General features: G+C 57.7%; 16 protein-coding genes. 11 read left to right on the top strand and 5 right to left on the bottom strand.

Translation table 11 applies throughout. The features are described from left to right. Positions 1 to 1809: an assimilatory sulfite reductase (NADPH) flavoprotein subunit gene (locus tag ACUN8C_RS09525; protein WP_445618996.1), complete on the bottom strand. Its 1809-nt coding sequence runs from the start codon at positions 1807 to 1809 to the stop codon at positions 1 to 3. 647 nt (positions 1810 to 2456) lie between these two features. Here ACUN8C_RS09525 and yegS point away from each other — a divergent pair. Both yegS and ACUN8C_RS09515 read left to right on the top strand, forming a co-directional pair. Continuing rightward, entirely contained in the window at positions 2457 to 3386 is a 930-nt protein-coding gene (yegS, locus tag ACUN8C_RS09520) for a lipid kinase YegS (protein ID WP_445618995.1), read from the top strand. 286 nt (positions 3387 to 3672) lie between these two features. After that, positions 3673 to 4104 carry a hypothetical protein gene (locus tag ACUN8C_RS09515; protein ID WP_445618994.1) on the top strand — a complete coding sequence of 144 codons (432 nt, stop codon included), beginning with the start codon at positions 3673 to 3675 and terminating at the stop codon, positions 4102 to 4104. A 136-nt stretch (positions 4105 to 4240) separates the two neighbouring features. On the opposite strand, the gene ACUN8C_RS09510 is transcribed toward ACUN8C_RS09515, so the two are convergent. After that, positions 4241 to 4447 carry a cold-shock protein gene (locus ACUN8C_RS09510; protein ID WP_108842782.1) on the bottom strand — a complete coding sequence of 69 codons (207 nt, stop codon included), beginning with the start codon at positions 4445 to 4447 and terminating at the stop codon, positions 4241 to 4243. A 187-nt stretch (positions 4448 to 4634) separates the two neighbouring features. Between ACUN8C_RS09510 and ACUN8C_RS09505 the strand changes: the two genes are divergently transcribed. From ACUN8C_RS09505 to ACUN8C_RS09480, 6 genes are all read left to right on the top strand, one after another. Beyond that, on the top strand, positions 4635 to 5504 hold the full coding sequence (locus ACUN8C_RS09505) for an isopenicillin N synthase family dioxygenase (RefSeq protein WP_445618993.1): 870 nt from the start codon (positions 4635 to 4637) through the stop codon (positions 5502 to 5504). Beyond that, positions 5501 to 5968 carry a GNAT family N-acetyltransferase gene (locus tag ACUN8C_RS09500; protein WP_445618992.1) on the top strand — a complete coding sequence of 156 codons (468 nt, stop codon included), beginning with the start codon at positions 5501 to 5503 and terminating at the stop codon, positions 5966 to 5968. Before ACUN8C_RS09505 ends, ACUN8C_RS09500 begins: the two co-directional genes overlap by 4 nt. Positions 5969 to 6055: 87 nt before the next feature. Further along, positions 6056 to 6487 carry an NINE protein gene (locus ACUN8C_RS09495; protein WP_445618991.1) on the top strand — a complete coding sequence of 144 codons (432 nt, stop codon included), beginning with the start codon at positions 6056 to 6058 and terminating at the stop codon, positions 6485 to 6487. Positions 6488 to 6510: 23 nt separating this feature from the next. Then, positions 6511 to 7449, top strand: coding sequence for a cation diffusion facilitator family transporter (locus ACUN8C_RS09490; protein ID WP_445618990.1), 939 nt, complete (start codon positions 6511 to 6513; stop codon positions 7447 to 7449). A gap of 38 nt (positions 7450 to 7487) precedes the next feature. Beyond that, entirely contained in the window at positions 7488 to 8057 is a 570-nt protein-coding gene (locus tag ACUN8C_RS09485; RefSeq protein WP_445618989.1) for an exopolysaccharide biosynthesis protein, read from the top strand. A 101-nt stretch (positions 8058 to 8158) separates the two neighbouring features. Continuing rightward, positions 8159 to 8728: an exopolysaccharide biosynthesis protein gene (locus ACUN8C_RS09480; protein WP_445618988.1), complete on the top strand. Its 570-nt coding sequence runs from the start codon at positions 8159 to 8161 to the stop codon at positions 8726 to 8728. A 109-nt stretch (positions 8729 to 8837) separates the two neighbouring features. On the opposite strand, the gene ACUN8C_RS09475 is transcribed toward ACUN8C_RS09480, so the two are convergent. Continuing rightward, a complete protein-coding gene (locus ACUN8C_RS09475; RefSeq protein WP_445618987.1) occupies positions 8838 to 10772 on the bottom strand; it encodes a transglycosylase SLT domain-containing protein in 1935 nt (644 codons plus the stop codon). 191 nt (positions 10773 to 10963) lie between these two features. Between ACUN8C_RS09475 and ACUN8C_RS09470 the strand changes: the two genes are divergently transcribed. The 3 genes from ACUN8C_RS09470 to ACUN8C_RS09460 all read left to right on the top strand — a co-directional run bounded on the left by ACUN8C_RS09470 (position 10964) and on the right by ACUN8C_RS09460 (position 14306). After that, positions 10964 to 11290: a YkvA family protein gene (locus ACUN8C_RS09470; protein WP_108842174.1), complete on the top strand. Its 327-nt coding sequence runs from the start codon at positions 10964 to 10966 to the stop codon at positions 11288 to 11290. Between the two features lie 175 nt (positions 11291 to 11465). Then, positions 11466 to 13349, top strand: a complete 1884-nt coding sequence (gene htpG / locus ACUN8C_RS09465) for a molecular chaperone HtpG (protein ID WP_445618986.1) — start codon at positions 11466 to 11468, stop codon at positions 13347 to 13349. A 189-nt stretch (positions 13350 to 13538) separates the two neighbouring features. Beyond that, complete coding sequence (locus ACUN8C_RS09460; RefSeq protein ID WP_445618985.1) at positions 13539 to 14306, top strand: protein bax; 768 nt, start codon at positions 13539 to 13541, stop codon at positions 14304 to 14306. Positions 14307 to 14407: 101 nt separating this feature from the next. Here ACUN8C_RS09460 and ACUN8C_RS09455 read toward each other — a convergent pair whose 3' ends face one another. Beyond that, entirely contained in the window at positions 14408 to 15835 is a 1428-nt protein-coding gene (locus tag ACUN8C_RS09455; protein WP_445618984.1) for a sensor histidine kinase, read from the bottom strand. Continuing rightward, a complete protein-coding gene (locus ACUN8C_RS09450; RefSeq protein WP_108842170.1) occupies positions 15832 to 16494 on the bottom strand; it encodes a response regulator transcription factor in 663 nt (220 codons plus the stop codon). The genes ACUN8C_RS09455 and ACUN8C_RS09450 overlap by 4 nt, the downstream gene beginning before the upstream one ends. Positions 16495 to 16791 lie beyond the last annotated feature (297 nt).

Raw genomic sequence — 16791 nt, 5'->3', positions numbered from 1 at the left:
TCAGTATACGTCCCGCTGGTAGCGTTTGGACTGCTGAAGATCGCGGATGTACTGAGCGGCGGCGTCCTCATCAAGACCACCGTGCTCACGCGCAATATCCAGCAGCGCCTGATGGACATCGGCTGCCATGCGCTCGCCATCACCACAGACATAAAAATGGGCGCCACGCTCAAGCCAGGCGTAGAGTTCAGCCCCTTTTTCCCGCATGCGATCCTGCACGTAGACCTTTTCGGCCTGGTCGCGTGAAAAGGCCACGTCCAGACGGGTCAGCAGGCCTTTCTCTCGCCAGTTCAGCCATTCTGCCTGATACAGGAAGTCGGTATGAAAATGCTGGTCGCCAAAGAAAAGCCAGTTGTCGCCGTCGGCGCCCGCATCGTCACGCTCCTGCATGAAGGCGCGAAAGGGTGCCACACCCGTTCCCGGACCTACCATGATCATCGGCGTGCTGTGATCGTGCGGCAGCTTGAAGTTCTTGTTGCGATCGACATAGATCGGGATCCTGTCACCGGGCTGTACGTGCTCGGAGAGATAGCCGGTCGTCACGCCGTTGCGTGCCCGTCCGTGCGCTTCGTAGCGAACGACACCAACGGTCAGATGTACTTCATCGGGTTCGGCATTATAGCTTGAGGCGATGGAGTAAAGCCGCGGCGGCAGCTTGCGCAGCGCCTGGGTAAAGGTGGCGGCATCCAGATTGTCGACCGGGAACTGCTCGATCACATCGATGATATGACGACCATAGACCCAGTTTTTGAACTCATCACGCGCTTCATCGCTCAGAATACGACGCAGTTCAGCGTCATCGCTGAGTTCGGCCCATTTTTCGAGAAACGGTCGTGTCAGCGTGGTGACTTCAAACTCGGCCAGCAGCGCATCGCGTACCTTGCTGCCGGTGTCCAGCTCGGTGTCGTGGCTGATTCTGAGTTTTTCCAGAAGCTCATCGACATAGTCCGGATCGTTTTGCGGCACGACCCCCAGCGCATCGCCGGGCTCATAGACTAGGCCTGAATCTTCCAGCGACAGCTCGATATGACGGGTTTCCTTGCTGGAACCGTCGTCATTGAGCACCACCGTGTCGAGAATCTCGGCATAGAAGGGGTTTTTCTTGGACCACTGGCTTTCGCCGGTCGATGCCGCGGGCGAACCCTGCTCGGCGGCTGCCGTCGTCGCACCTGAGAGCTCGGCGTAGCGAGACAGCACGGTTTCAATCCAGGCTTCTGCCGGCTCTTCATAGTCAACGTCGCAATCAATGCGATCGCTGATCCGTTCAGCGCCGAGTTCGGCCAGACGGGCATCGAATTCCTTGCCCATCTGACAGAACTGGTCATAGCTTGAGTCGCCCAGACCCAGAACGGCGAAGCGATGGCCGTCGAGTTTGGGGGCCTTGCGGCCATTGATCAGTTCGTAAAAGCCGATCGCCGTATCCGGCGGATCGCCTTCACCCTGAGTACTGACCACGACCACCATGTTGGTGGGATCCTTGAGATCCTTTTTGGTGGCGTCGGCCATGTCGAGCAGGCGAACATTGAAGCCATGAGCCTTGGCGCGATCGCGGGCCTGTTCGGCCACACCTTCAGCGTTGCCGGTCTGGCTGCCATACAATACGGTAATTTCGGGTAGTGCGGAGGCGGTCTGTGGTGCACCTGCAGGTGACGCAGCGCTCAGCTGGCCGCCGGACGCGTTGAGTCCGGCGAGATACCCACTCAGCCAGGTCATCTGATCGCGATCCATGCCGCCCAGTACGTCATTGAGACGCTGGGCCTGATCGCCATTCAGAGGACTGTTGGTGTCGAGCAGGGGGCCTTGTGACATCGTGGATATCCTCATCTGTCCCCGTGGGAGGAAGGCGAATGCTAGCGACCTCCCCAATGAATTAAAAGGTATAAATTATAATGCTTTTATAATTTAAAGGAATTAAAAAGGCAGGTCAGGACTGCCGTCATTCTCGCTCGGGCTGCCCGGGCCATGACAGCATCATGACAACCCTGTTCATGCCAGTAGCACCCGATGGCAGGTCTGCATGATTCGATGGCACATGACATGACCCTTGAACCGGCGTTTCTCAAGCGGGTGCCGGGAAAACGAGGGGGAATGTAGCATGCCTTCGACCTTCGATATCAGGCCGTTGCGAGCGAAAATTGTGATCGTGCGCCCGGATGATAAAAGCGACGGAGTATACCTGCATCAAGTAGGCGGTACGAACCCTGTGCGCTGATGAGCGTCAAAAATCATCGATGGCAGGATCATGTAAACTGTCGGGAAGGGTAGCGTTCACTGTTTTTGGCAGGGGCAATAACGTCCCGGTGGATCAAGATTTATTTTATTTCGCCGCAGCGATGCTGCCATGGCTGCGAGGGTATACATCGCTTCGGTGAGTGCCTGCTAAAATAGGGGGCATCTATCCTTGTACCTCTATCTTTGTACCGATGTCTTTCAATGACATGAAAAGGAGTGCGAGATTGAATTTCTGGCTGATTGTGAATGGCAAGGGGGTCGGGAATCCTGAGCTGCGCGAGGCAGTGGATCGCATTCGAAATGAGGGCGTGAATCTTTCGGTTCGCGTCACCTGGGAAAGTGGTGATATTGCCCGCTTTCTGGAAGAGGCGGTGGATCAGGGCCTCGATCGCATCATTGTGGCAGGCGGCGACGGTACACTTCACGAGGCTACCAATGCGCTGATGGGCATCGAGTCCTCGAAACGGCCCGCGCTGGGCATCATTCCCATGGGCACGGCAAACGACTTTGCTACCGCAACAGGTATTCCGGGCCCGCCCCTTGATGCCCTTTCTCTGGCAATTCACGGCACGCCGCGTGCCATTGATGTTGCTCGCATTAACGATCTCTATTTTCTGAACATGGCCTCTGGTGGATTTGGGGCCAAGGTGACCAGCGACACACCACCTGCCCTGAAAAAACTGCTGGGCGGCGGCGCGTATTCGCTGGTAGGGATCATGCAGGCATGGCGCTTTGAGCCCTTTCGCTGCCACTTACAGACCCGCGACGGCAATTACGAGCGTGATTTGATTGTGCTGGCGATCGGCAATGGCCGACAGGCAGGAGGCGGGCAGGAGCTGACGCCGCGCGCACTGCTCAATGATGGCCTGCTGGATGTGCTGACCGTTGAATCCTTTTCGTTGAGCCGGGTCGGCAACGCCATTCATGAGCTGCGAGAGCTGCCGACCAATGGAGAGCTTGTGCGTTACCATCAGTTGACCTCGATGGATTTTCAGAGTGAAACGCCACTGCCCATTAATCTGGACGGTGAATTTCACGAGTTTACTCAGGCAAGAATAGAGGTCTGTCCGGGGGCTCTGACGATCATTCTTCCTGATGAGTGCCAGCTCATGTATGAAGGCAAGCCGGCAGACCGGCAGGGGCGAGGGCGCTAACCTGAAAACGGCGGTCTTTCATGATGGCTGGCATTAACCTGAACGTTACAAAATGACGACGGTACGCTGGTCACGGCATGACTATAAGTAGTAGGCGCTTTAATGCTGCATGGCAGTGGTACGAAGTCTGTTTTCATGAGCATGACTGCCATTGCCGGCGCATGCAGATAGACCCGGGCCGTGACGGGCAGTAGTGGCTATTGCCCCGGTGCCGCTTTATCAGCGCAATGCTTGTGTGAAATCGTTAATTTAAAGTCGTCAATTTGAAGTGTTCAGGGAGATATTCATGAAAGGGAAAACAATTGCGGCAGCAGGCCTTGCCTTTGCCATGGCGCTTGGTCTGAGTGCCTGCGGTCAGGATGATCCGGCCGATGAGGCAAGCGACCAGGCTCAGGAAGCCAATCAGAACAGCCATTCCATGGACGGTGAAGGTGCCAACGCGACCTCTGAAGGTGCTGCTGACCAGGCCGGTGATGACATGAGCGATGACACCATGGGCTCCGATAGCGGCGACACCGGCACCATGCCTGAAGAGGGTGGCGATGAGGATGCCGGCACCATGCAGGGCATGAACGAGTCTCAAGACAGCACGGATGAGAGCACCGGTGCTCGTGAGGGCGGCACAGGCCACACGGCCACCAATACCGGTTCATCGGCGGCCATGAGCCAGGCCGGAGAAGCTGATCAGTTCAACGACTCATCAAGCAACACGCAGTAAATGGGCAGGGCAGGCCGTGATGCGGTCTGCCGGCTCGGTAGGTGAAGGTGGCTTTCATTATTTGCCGGCCACTGGACATAAAAAAGCCCGCGCCATGGCGCGGGCTTTTTGCAAGGCGGCTATGCTGATGCGGTGATCAGTCAACGGCCTTGATGTTGGCGGCCTGAAGGCCCTTCTTGCCCTGAGTAACTTCAAAGGAGACCTTCTGGCCATCCTGAAGTGACTTGAAGCCTTCAGCCTGAATCTCGGAGAAGTGCGCGAAGAGATCGTCGCCACCGTCATCGGGAGAGATAAAGCCGAATCCCTTTGTGTCGTTAAACCATTTGACAGTACCGGTTGCCATCTTTGATGTCCTTGCTTTATTTGCAGTGATACCGAGCCGCAGCCCGTTTATGCGTTGGGCTTTCAAAAGGAAATGATCGATACATCGATCAGGGAATCCTTCTGTAAAGCTACCTCTTGAAGCATGATTCAGGATCCTGAGAAAGGTCAAGGGCAATTTGCCAATCTTCAGGTGCATGCCATTATGCATGGGAACGATCAGCATTGGAGCAGGATTGATGAACGTCCAGAACGTCGATTATCAGGATGCACAGGCAGCACAACAGTTTACGCAGTCGCTGCGCGAGACCGGTTTCGGTGTGGTACGCAACCACCCGGTGCCCCAGGCGCTTGTTGAGCGAATCTATGCTGGCTGGGCTGCCTTTTTTGAAAGTCAGGACAAGCAGCAGTGGCGCTTTGACCCTGAAACGCACGCCGGTTTTTTTCCGGCGAGCATCTCTGAAACGGCGAAGGGGCAAACGCAAAAGGACCTCAAGGAATACTTTCATATCTATCCGGGCACCCGCGTACCCGACAGCCTGCAGGCCGATATCGATGAGTATTACCGGATCGCGCAGGACGTGGCGACAACGCTTCTGGGGTGGATTGAAGCCAACACGCCTGCAGAGGTCTCAAAGCGCTTTAGTGAGGCGCTCTCCAGCATGATTGCCGACAGTCAGCAGACCTTGCTGCGCGTGCTTTACTATCCGCCCTTTGAAGGCAACGAAGGGGAAGGTGCGGTGCGCGCAGGCGCTCATGAGGACATCAATCTGATTACCGTATTGCCGGCCTCCAATGAAGCCGGTCTCGAGGTCAAGGGGCGTGACGGCCAGTGGCTGCCGGTGCCCTGTGATCCGGGACAGCTGATCATCAACGTGGGCGACATGCTGCAGGAAGCCTCCAACGGATATTTTCCGTCCACTACCCATCGGGTGGTCAATCCTGAAGGGGCATCACGCCAGCGCGCGCGGCTTTCCCTGCCGCTTTTTTTGCATCCCCGTCCCGAGGTGGTGCTTTCCGAGCGCTACAGCGCCGATGGCTATCTCAAGGAAAGACTCAGGGAGCTGGGTGTGTCATGAGTGCTGTCACTTCACAGCCGCCGTGGCCGCTGGACTGGCGACCCGGTAATCACACGGATGATCTGCGATTTGCCCAGCAGCTGGTCGAGGAGACCATGTCGCCCTATTGGCAAAAGCGACGCATGGTCTTTAGTCGTCAGCTTTTCAGGGAGCAGTGGGTGCGGCTTGAAACGGCCATCATCATGCGCAATGAGCAAAGGGCCGGATTGATTGCCTGGGATGTGGAGGAGGGCATTCACCACCTTCGCGAACTGCACCTGACAGCACCCTGGCGAGGTCGGGGTATTGGAGGGGAGGTGCTGATCCGCTGGATTGAACGACAGGAGGCGCTGGGGGCCACACGGATGCGCCTCAAGGTCTTTGCCGAAAACCCTGCGCGTCGACTCTATGAGCGCATGGGGTTTCAGCCCATGACAAATTCAAGTGACATATCAGGGCTTTTGCACATGGAGCGTCGCTCGTGATCCTGTGTCGTTGTCCTGTCCGGCATTGACTGTTTCAGTGCCTGCCACCATATCGGGTGCAGTCCTCCTCATTTGAAAGGCAATGTCATGTCTGCACCCAACCACGTTACGCACGCCAACGCTGCCACACAGGGCACCCATAACATGCTGATGGGTTATCTGTTGTGGCTTTTCGGTTTTACCGGCGCGCACCGCTTTTATTACGGCAAGCCCATTACGGGAACGATCTGGTTTTTTACCTTTGGTCTTTTCCTGATTGGCTGGATTGTCGATCTCTTTCTTATCCCGCTCATGGATCGTCAGGCGGATCTTCGCTTTCAGCGCGGCAGCAGAAGCTACACCGTGACCTGGATACTGCTGACTTTCCTCGGAGTTCTGGGGCTTCATCGCATGTATATGGGCAAGTGGATCACGGGGGTCATTTATCTGCTGACCGGCGGGCTTTTTCTGCTGGGCGTGCTCTATGATTTCTGGACGCTCAACGATCAGTTGTCGACCAGACACGAACGTGAGCGATAGTCTCCAGTAAAGGAATTTTTTGCATGGCTTCTGAATCAAAAGCCGTTATTTATGCGGCAATGGCTGGCAACCTGGCCGTTGCCATTACCAAGTTTGTGGCCGCTGCCATGACAGGCAGCTCGGCCATGCTCTCCGAAGGCATTCATTCGGTAGTGGATACCGGCAATCAGGTGCTGCTGCTGTTTGGAATGCATCGTGCTCGCAGGCCCCCGGACCGTGACTTCCCCTTTGGCTATGGCAAGGAGGTGTACTTCTGGAGTTTCGTGGTCGCCATCCTGATTTTTGCCATCGGGGCAGGGGTGTCGTTTTACGAAGGCGTGGTACATGTCATGTCGCCCGAGCCCATGTCATCGCCCCTGATCAACTACATTGTGCTGGGGCTGGCCATTCTTTTTGAAGGCGCTTCCTGGCTTTTTGCCCTGCACGGCTTTCGCAAGTCCAAGGGCAAATGGGGGTATGTCGAGGCCGTACAGCGCGGCAAGGACCCCTCGCTCTTTATGGTGCTGTTTGAGGATTCGGCGGCCATGCTGGGGCTGGTGGTCGCGCTCGGCGGTGTCTGGCTGAGTCAGGTCACCGGTAATCCGGTCTTTGATGGCGTGGCTTCTATCGTCATCGGTCTGATACTGGCGGGTACGGCGGTGTGGCTTGCCATTGAAACCAAGGGCCTTTTGATCGGTGAAAGCGCCAATCGCCGGGTCGTGGATGATATTCGCGACATTGTTGGCCGCCACCCTCAGGTCGAAGTGGTCAATGAAGTGCTGACCATGCATATGGGGCCGGATTTCATCCTGGTCAATTTGAGCGTGCGCTTTAATCGCAGCATGCCGGCGGAAAGGCTCGAGCGAGTAATTGCCGAGCTGGATAAAAACCTCAAGCAACAGCATGACGAGATCAAACGGATCTTTATCGAGGCCGAATCAAGCCTTGAAGGCAGCTCGTCAGCTCCAGGGGAAAAGGCTTGACGCCTGTTTTCTCATTCACGACGGCAATACGGATAGTCATGACAGAAACTACCAGACTCAGCGAGCTGATGACGTCGCTGGACGATGAGCACGAGGGCAACGATGTCAGTATCAATGACATTCTGAAAACCTTTGAGTCCCGTGGATTCGGGCCGCTGCTGGTCATTCCCTCACTGCTGGCACTGGTGTGCCCGGTGCCCGGCATTCCGACTGCCTGCGGATTGTTCATGGCACTGATCGCCATTCAGCAGGTCTTCGGGCGCACCCACCCCTGGCTCCCGTCGCGCCTGCGAGAGGTCTCCATCGGTGCCGATCGTTTCCATCGCATGGTGGTTCGCATCGAGCCCTGGGCCAAACGCTTTGAGTACCTGTTCAAGCCGCGGCTGGAATTCATGAATACCAACGCCGCTCGACGCGTTGTCGCCGTCTTGATCACACTGCTGAGCCTGTCGATGGCGCCGCTGGAGCTTTTGCCCTTTGCAGCCGCTTTGCCTTCCGGAATGCTGCTGCTGATCGCACTGGGCATGATCGCGCGTGATGGTCTGGTGGTGCTGGCAGGACTGGCCGTGGCCATCGTTGGTGGTGGATGGCTTGCCATGCTGATTTAGGCGCAGTATCCCGCGATCAGCATGACCACGAGGGCGCCAATGATGTCGCTTAGGGTGGCGCGCATTGGCACCGGATTCATGACAGGGCAGCACGGACATTCATGGCAGAAACCACCAGACTCAGCGAGCTGATGACATCGCTGGATAAGCAGCACGAGGGCAGTGAGGTCAGCCTTGATGATCTCATGACGATCTTTCACTCGCGCAGCTTCGGCCCCTTGCTCGTCACGCCGCCATTGATTGCGCTGGCACTGCCCATTTTCGGGCTGCCGACCCTGTGTGGCGTGGTGATGGCGCTGGTGGCCATTCAGCAGGTCATGGGCCGCAGCAACCCCTGGTTGCCTCGACGTCTGCGTCAGCTTTCGATCAATGGCCAGCGCTTTCATCGAACAGTGGAGAAGATCAATCCCTGGGTGATGCGGCTGGAGCGGCTTTTCAGGCCTCGTCTGGCCTTTATGGACAATGAGGTCATTCATCGCGTCGTGGCGATGTTTATCGTCTTGATCAGCCTGTCCATTCCTTTCGTCGAGCCACTGCCGATGGGGCCTGCGTTGCCCTGCGCCATGCTGATGCTGGTGGCGCTGGGTATGTTAATGCGTGATGGGCTGGCCGTTTTGATTGGCCTGGTGGTTGCCGTGGCGGGCATGGCATCACTGTTGCTGCTGCTATAAATCGGCAGCGGCCATAAACGTGGTTGTCATCAAGATGATGGTTGTCAAAAAGTGCGTGTTATAAAAAAGGGGCCCTGCAACAGGGCCCCTTTTGTTTGCAGTGCATCCTTCAGCGCTGCAGATCACTGTTATATCGTGTCGTGCGCTCGTGTTCGCTCATCATGTAAACGCCCTGGGTCGTGCCTTTTGCCAGTCCTTCAAAGATGGCGCGATAGGTCAGGACTGCCTGCACGTATTCGCGCGTCTCGCGAAAGGGAATCTCCTCGACAAAGAGATCAAAGGGTTCATCGCTGTTGGCCAGCCAGCGATCCACGCGCCCCGGCCCCGCGTTGTAGGCTGCCGCTGCCGCAATGCGATTGCCACTGTAGCGTGCCGCCATGTCACGGATATAGGCACTGCCCAGCATGACATTGGTGTTGGGGTCTTCAAGGCTTGTCACACCCTGCCAGGCCACGCCCAGCTGCTGGCTGACATGCTGCCCCGTCCCGGGCATCAACTGCATGAGACCGCGAGCGCCCACCGGTGACTGCGCCTGTGGGTTAAAGGAGCTCTCGCGCCTTGCCAGCGCCATGAGCAGCCATGGGTCGACGTTGCGTGCCTGTCCCCATTTCTGGAAAAGGTCGACGTAGCCCTGCGGGAAGCGCCAGTCGAGAGCATCCCAGTGATCGCCTCGAATGGCGGCGTAAATGGTCAGGTCATACCAGCCCTGGCTGAGCGCGTATTGTGTCAGCGTCGGGTGCTGCGCCTTGGGCAGGTGGCGCATCAGGTAGTACCACTCGGCGCGAGCAAGGCCCGGCTCGTTGATGCGATATAGCGCAGTAATTCGGCGCATCGAGGGCAGGCTGGCGGCGTCTTTTAGATCATGCTCGGCAATCGTGACCCGCTCGTTTTCAAGCGCATAGGGCTGATGAAGACGATCGGCGGCGGCAAAGCCGAAAAAGCTGCGCTGGCCGGCCGCGATCTGCCAGGCCTGACGGGCGCCGGTGTCATTGCCCAGCTGCTCGCGCGCGCGACCCAGCCAGTACTGCCAGTGGGCGTCGCGACGGTCGTCTTCCTTCATGCGCTCGATCCATGCCGCTACATCGTGCCATTGACGGTGCTCGAGTGCCTTGCGCGTACGAAGCTCCAGCAGATCCTGGTCACCCAGCTGTGCCGCGGCGGCATTGGCCCATGAAGCGTTGGCGTCGATATCGCGTACCAGCGAGTAGAAGGCCAGGTCATGTTCGATGTCATGGCGCTGCTCGTCGGTCAGCGGTGCGCGGGATTTGACCTCACGCCAGGCCGTCAGTGCCCGGGCAGTATCCTGGCGGACAAGGCGTGCCATGGCGGTGCTATAAAGCGAAGACACGCCCGGCATATCGTGGTGGACCAAAGCGGGTAGCTCGGTAATGCGGCTCGGGTCATTTTGCAGGCGCTCGAACAGGGCCCGCTGGGGTTGCCAGCTCAGAGGCAATTCGTCCGGCAGGTAGCGCGCCATGGTGTCTTCCCCGGCGCGCCATGCGAGCATCAGCCGCGACCAGATATCGGCGCCGGTAATGGTGCCGTTGGCACGAAGCTGATCAAACAGGGGGTCGCAGGCCGAAGGCTGGGAGTGTCCGACCAGCCACAGCTCGCGGCCACCAATGGCGGCGCGCTGGGGTTGCTGGCCCAGCAGCGCTCGATAGTACCAGCACTGACGTGTGGTGCCCTGCGGGACGCCATCACTCACGGCCAGAAAATCATCGAACTGCTGGCGCGCACCCCATGTGTCCTGGGCCATACCGCGCATCCACTCGGACAGTACCGAGTTTTCATGGCGCTTTAAATAGTCATTGATGACGGCCGGCGATACCCCCGGCAGGCGTGCCTTGAGTTCGTGATACTCGACATAGCCTTCCAGCACATGACCTTCAATAGCATCATGATCCACCTGATCCCACTGGTGGGCACGAGCGGCCTCAAAGGCCTGAGTAAAGCCCTGGTCGCTGGCCCACGCCGGTGCGGCAATGCCGGCAACCAGCATAACGCCCAGCCAGCGCCTGGATAATCTGTACGTAACCCTCACCCGAAAACTCCTGTCAGCCATCGATATGAACCTGCACGGGACAGGCATACTGCGTCTTTGAGGCCTAGACTAATCCAGACGTTTAAAATTAACGATCCCGACAGGACGTTATCGAGTTCCTGCGGCGTTGAACAGATGCAGGCAGCAAACGGCCTTTTTGAAACAACATCCTTTATGCGGGGTATCCATCCATGGCAAAAGGTCGACTCAATCCCATCGGGCTGATTCGCGGCCGTGGTCGTGTCTACTGGCGAATTTTCAAGGCATTACGCACCTTCTTTCCCATGATGAACGACTGGCGCAAGGGCCGCTATCGGCCGCTGCCCAAAAAGGCGCTGGGACTGATGGCGCTGGCCATCGTCTATGTGGTCAGTCCCATCGATCTGATCCCGGACTTCATTCCCTTCTGGGGACTGCTCGATGATCTCGTCATCGGCGGCTGGCTTCTGGCCAAGCTCGACGAAGAGCTCGACGGCTATCGACGCTGGCGTGAAAGCGCCAACACACCCGCCGCGTAAGGGGCCATTCCCTTTAAATGAGCAGCACGGCGTTGATGGATATGACGCCGTTTCTCTTGAAAAACCGGCAACTCCCCCCATAACGGGTAACACACAGCACGGCGTGGCCTGACCAGGTGTCAGGTTGCGCGGTGTGTTTCACCCTGTTGATTATTGTCAGAAGAGAAATGTTGCCATGACGAGTGCGCAAGAGCAGACGCTCGGTTTCCAGACCGAAGTCAAACAGCTTCTTCACCTGATGATTAATTCCCTGTATTCCAACCGGGAAATCTTTTTGCGTGAGCTGATTTCCAACAGCGCCGACGCCTGCGACAAGCTGCGCTATCGTGCCCTGGAAAGCGACGCCCTGTATGAGGGCGACCCCGAGCTTCGCGTTGAGATCGAGTTTGATCGGGATGCCAAAACCGTCACCGTGCGTGACAACGGCATTGGCATGAATCGCGAAGACGTGATTGCCAACCTTGGCACGATCGCGCGTTCCGGAACGGCCGAGTTTCTCAAGCAGATGTCCGGTGAGCAGCAAAAGGATGCCCGACTGATCGGACAGTTCGGCGTCGGCTTCTACTCGGGATTTATCGTGGCCGATGAAGTGGTGGTGCGCACGCGTCTGGCCGGTACGCCGCAGGAGCAGGGTGTGGAGTGGCGCTCGAAGGGCGAGGGTGAGTTCACCATTGTCGATATCGAGCGCGACGCGCATGGCACTGAAATCGTGTTGCATCTCAAGGAAGACGCGCTCGAGTTTGCCGATGAACATCGCCTCAAGGGGCTGGTGCGCAAGTATTCCGACCATATCGAAGTGCCGGTGCGCATGCCCACCGTTCAGGAAGGCGAGGACGAGAGCGAGGTCACCGTCACCTGGGAAACGGTCAACGAGGCTCAGGCGCTCTGGGTACGTCCGCGTACTGAGGTCAGCGACGACGAGTACAAGGCGTTTTACAAGCACGTGGCCCATGACTTCAGTGACCCGCTGACCTGGAGCCACAACAAGGTTGAAGGCAAGCTCGAGTACACCAGCCTTCTCTACGTGCCGTCCCGTGCACCGTTTGATCTCTATCAGCGCGAGGGGGCTCGCGGGCTCAAGCTCTACGTCCAGCGGGTATTCATCATTGATGATGCCGAACAGTTTCTGCCGCTGTACCTGCGCTTTGTGAAGGGTGTGGTCGACTCCAACGATCTGTCGCTCAACGTCTCGCGCGAAATCCTGCAGCAGGACCCGCAGGTCGAGAAGATGAAAGGGGCGCTGACCAAGCGTGCGCTCGACATGCTGAGCAAACTTTCAAAGGACAGTGACACCTATCAGAACTTCTGGAACCAATTCGGTGGCGTGCTCAAGGAAGGCCCGGCAGAAGACCACAGCAATCGCGAAAAAATTGGCGGCCTGCTGCGTTTTGCCAGTACCCATACGGACAGCTCGGCCCAGAATCAGTCGCTGGCGGATTACATCTCCCGCATGAAGGAAGGTCAGCAGGGGATTTACTACATCATCGCTGACAGCTTCAATGCCGCGCGGCACAGCCCGCATCTCGAGATCTTCCGCAAGAAGGGCATCGAAGTCCTGTTGCTGTCCGACCGCATCGATGAATGGCTGATGACCCATTTCACCGAGTTTGACGGCAAGTCGCTGATCGACATCACTCGTGGTGATCTGGATCTCGGTGATATCGACAGCGAAGAGGAAAAGCAGGCGCAGCAGGAAAGCGCCAGGGCCAAGGAAGGGCTGGCCGAGCGTTTTCGAGAAGCGCTGGGCGATCAGGTTCAGGAAGTGCGGGTAACCCATCGCCTGACCGAGTCACCGGCCTGCGTGGTGCTGCCCGAAAACGAGATGGGCTATCAGATGCGTCGGCTGATGGAAGCTGCCGGCCAGCCGGTGCCGGAGGTCAAGCCGATTCTCGAGTTCAATCCCGACCATGCGCTGGTATCACGACTGGAAAGCAGTGAAGGCGATGCTTTCACGGATCTGGCCCATGTGCTGTTTGATCAGGCCGTAATCGCCGAGGGTGGCCAGCTGGATGACCCTGCCGCCTATGTGCGTCGCCTTAATGCGATGCTGACCCACTAACGGCGTCTGGCCATCGGGGAATGACGGCCGCTGGTCGTCATTCCCTTCTTGTATATGGATTTTTTCCCGAACATGTCTTTTGCATAATTATGCAAGATGACGGATGTTAGCCTCAGGTCGTCGCTTATGACGACACGGCAGGCAAATCATGTTAGTCTGCCGCCTTGTCCTGATACCGAGCCCTGTAACATGACACGAACGCATCGCCCATTGACGACGTTGACGCTCGTGCTTGCACTCTCAGTTTTCAGCGTGTTCACACCCTCTCACGCCGATACCAGCAAGCCCAGTTTCAAGATGCCGGACCTGCGAGAACATGCAGCCGGCAGTGATCGCAAGATTGCCTTTTTCAACCTCATGATTCCGCTCATCGAAAAAGCCAACGATGAGATTCAAAACGATCGCGTATGGCTGACCCATATGCGTGATCAAAAGCGCTGGACCCCGGATTCGCGCAAACGCCTCGCCTCCATCTGCAAGAATTACGGGCTGAGCTGCCAAAGCGAGAAGGATGCTGACTGGTCCACCCTGTTGGCCCGTGTGGATACCGTACCGATTCAGCTGGTACTGATTCAGGCCGTGGAGGAGTCCGGCTGGGGCACCTCGCGCTTTGCCCGCGAAGGCAACAACCTCTTTGGCATGCGCTGCTTTGGCGATAGCTGTGGTCTGGAGCAGACCGGCACCGGCAGTGGCTATCAGAGTTTTGCCACGGTTTATGACGGCATCGAAGCCTATATGCGCAACCTTAATACCCATCGTGCCTATGGGCACCTGCGTGAGCGCCGTGCTGCGCTGCGTGACAAGGGTAAAAACGTTAACGCGCTGGCGCTGATTCCTTCGCTGCAGAACTACTCGATCCGCGGAGACGCTTATCTGGCAGCCCTGCAATCGCTTCTCGATACCAATGCGCCGCTGATCGAAGAGATGCGCGTGCAGGACAGTGACGATCCCGCCTAGCCGTTGTTTCTGGTTTATCGCAGTCACCGTGCATGAAAAAGCATGCATGAAAAAGTCGCCCCGAGAGGCGACTTTTTCATTTCTGGACGATGGGCAGCGGTTCAGGACGGTTGCAGCGCCGGCCAGATCACCGTCACGATCAGCCCGTGCGGCTGGCGATTGTCGATGGCAAGCGTTGCCTTCTGACGCTGGGTCAGCTGCTTGACGATCGAAAGCCCCAGACCACTGCCGGTCATGCGCTGATTGGCACGGTGAAAACGCTCGGTGATCTTTTCAAGCGATTCATCCGGGACGCCCGGGCCATCATCAATGACCTGAATCATCGGCTGTCCGTTGGCTCGATCCAGATGCAGCGTCACGGTGCCGCCATCGGGGGTGTAGCGCAGCGCGTTGTCCAGCAGATTGCGCAGCAGTACGCCCAGCTCCGTGGGGTCCGCCCGAAGCTCCAGCGAGGACAGGCCACTCATCTCCAGCTGCTGGCGTCGACGACCGGCCAGTGGCCACATTTCGCCGGCCAGCTCTGAGGCAATGGGGTACAAATCGACCACATCCAGCTGGCGATGCGGCGTTCGCTCCACGCGTGCCAGCGTCAACAGCTGATCCACTACGCGCTGCAGGCGTTCGATGCCCTGACGGGCCTTGTCCAGTGAGCTTTGATGGTCCTGCTCACTGGCGCGGGCGTTGTCCAGATGGATCTTGAGCGCCGCCAGCGGCGTGCGCAGCTCATGGGCTGCATCGGCCGTGAAGCGCCTTTCGCGATCCAGCGCCATGCGAAGTCTTTCAATGAACGCATTGAGTGAATCCCGAAGTCCGGTCAATTCACGGGGCGGATCCTGTTCGATCGGCGTGAGATCCTGATGATAGCGCCGCGACACTTCGGCAGAGAGATTGTCGATGGGGCGCAGGCCACGGCGAATGACCCACCAGAGCGCAATGCCCAGCAGCGGCAGAATCAGCAAAAAGGGGATGCTGTTACCCAGCAGGATCTTGTTGACCAGTTCCTGCTGGAAGTCGTCACGCAGCCCGGTGGAGACCCAGACACCATGCTCCTTGTCGTAGATGCTAAAGACGCGCCACTCTTCATTGTCATAGCGGACCCAGCGGTAGCCGGTTTTTTGAGGCGGCGGGAAGGGCCCCTTGTCATTCCATTCGGCACTGAGCATGCGGGGCGTCAGGTCACTGTTCCAGAAACCCAGTGACAGAAGACGTTCTTCTTCCCGGAAGCGACGCGGCGTATTCACGGAGTGTGTGTCCATGACAAGCCCTGCATCATCGCTGTCTTCCATGCTGTAAAAGCGCGCGGCATGGCCGGGCTGTGTCAGGCGATCTGCCAGGGCCTGATAGTCCTGCGAGTCCATGTTGATGTCGATCATGCCGGTCACGATGCGCCCGAACTGGGACAGCTGCGCGTCAAACATCTCCTCGAGCTCATGTTTGGTAATCAGCCACGCCGCCAGACCCGAGAGAAGGGCGCCCATCAGTACCAGGCCCATGACGGCCTGGGTCAGGTAGCGACGAATCGAGATCATTCGATCGTATCGTCCAGGCGGTAGCCGATGCCGCGAAGGGTCACGATCAGATTGCTGTCGAGTTTTTTGCGCAGGTGGTGAATGTGCACCTCCAGGGCATTGGACTCGATCTCGTCGCTACAGCCATAAAGCAGCTTTTCCAGATGAGGGCGGGTAAAGACCTGTCCGGGATGCTGGGCCAGTTCATGCAGCAGGGTATATTCGCGCCGGCTGAGCTTGACCAGTCGATCCTTCCAGCTGACTTCATGGCGAGCATGGTCAATATGCAACGGCCCGACCCGAATGCTTGGCTGTGTTCGTCCGCCCTGGCGGCGGCTGATGGCACGCAGTCTGGCCTGAAGTTCGTCGACATCGAAGGGTTTCAGCACATAGTCATCGGCGCCGGCATCCAGACCCTGAATACGGTCTTCCAGACTGTCGCGCGCCGTCAAAATCAACACCGGAATATCGTGGGCGGCGCGAATGCGGCGCAGCACTTCCATGCCATCAATGCCGGGCAGCCCAAGGTCAAGGATGACGGCCTCGGCCTGACCCTGCTCGACATGCTCGAGCACGCTCTCGCCCTCGGTCAGCCAGGTGACCTGATGGCCTTCACGGCGCAGGGCGGTTTCAACGCCATCGCCCAGCAACAGATCATCTTCGACAAACAATACCTTCATGTGATTGAGTTCCTGGTCAAAACGTTGCACGGACAGCCTGGCGCCCTCCGAATGCAATGATGAATGTTGGTTCAATGCTCTCATGATCCCTGACCCATGTATTGGTGCAAGTCATTGATTCGACCTTCAGACTCTGAAAGCCATCATTGGTGCCCATGACGACATCGTTAAGTTTTTCCGTGGCAGGTAGCCGAGATGGCACGGCCTGACAGATCCCTGTCATTCTACGCAGGCAGGCAGTGAGATGCGTTACCTGCGTGCCACGTCAAGCGTTACACTAAACCCTGTCCATCGCCG

It is taken from the genome of Kushneria sp. Sum13 (assembly GCF_052692355.1).
The sequence above is the reverse complement of the archived record's forward strand: the minus strand, read 5'-3'. Positions and strand labels throughout refer to the sequence as shown.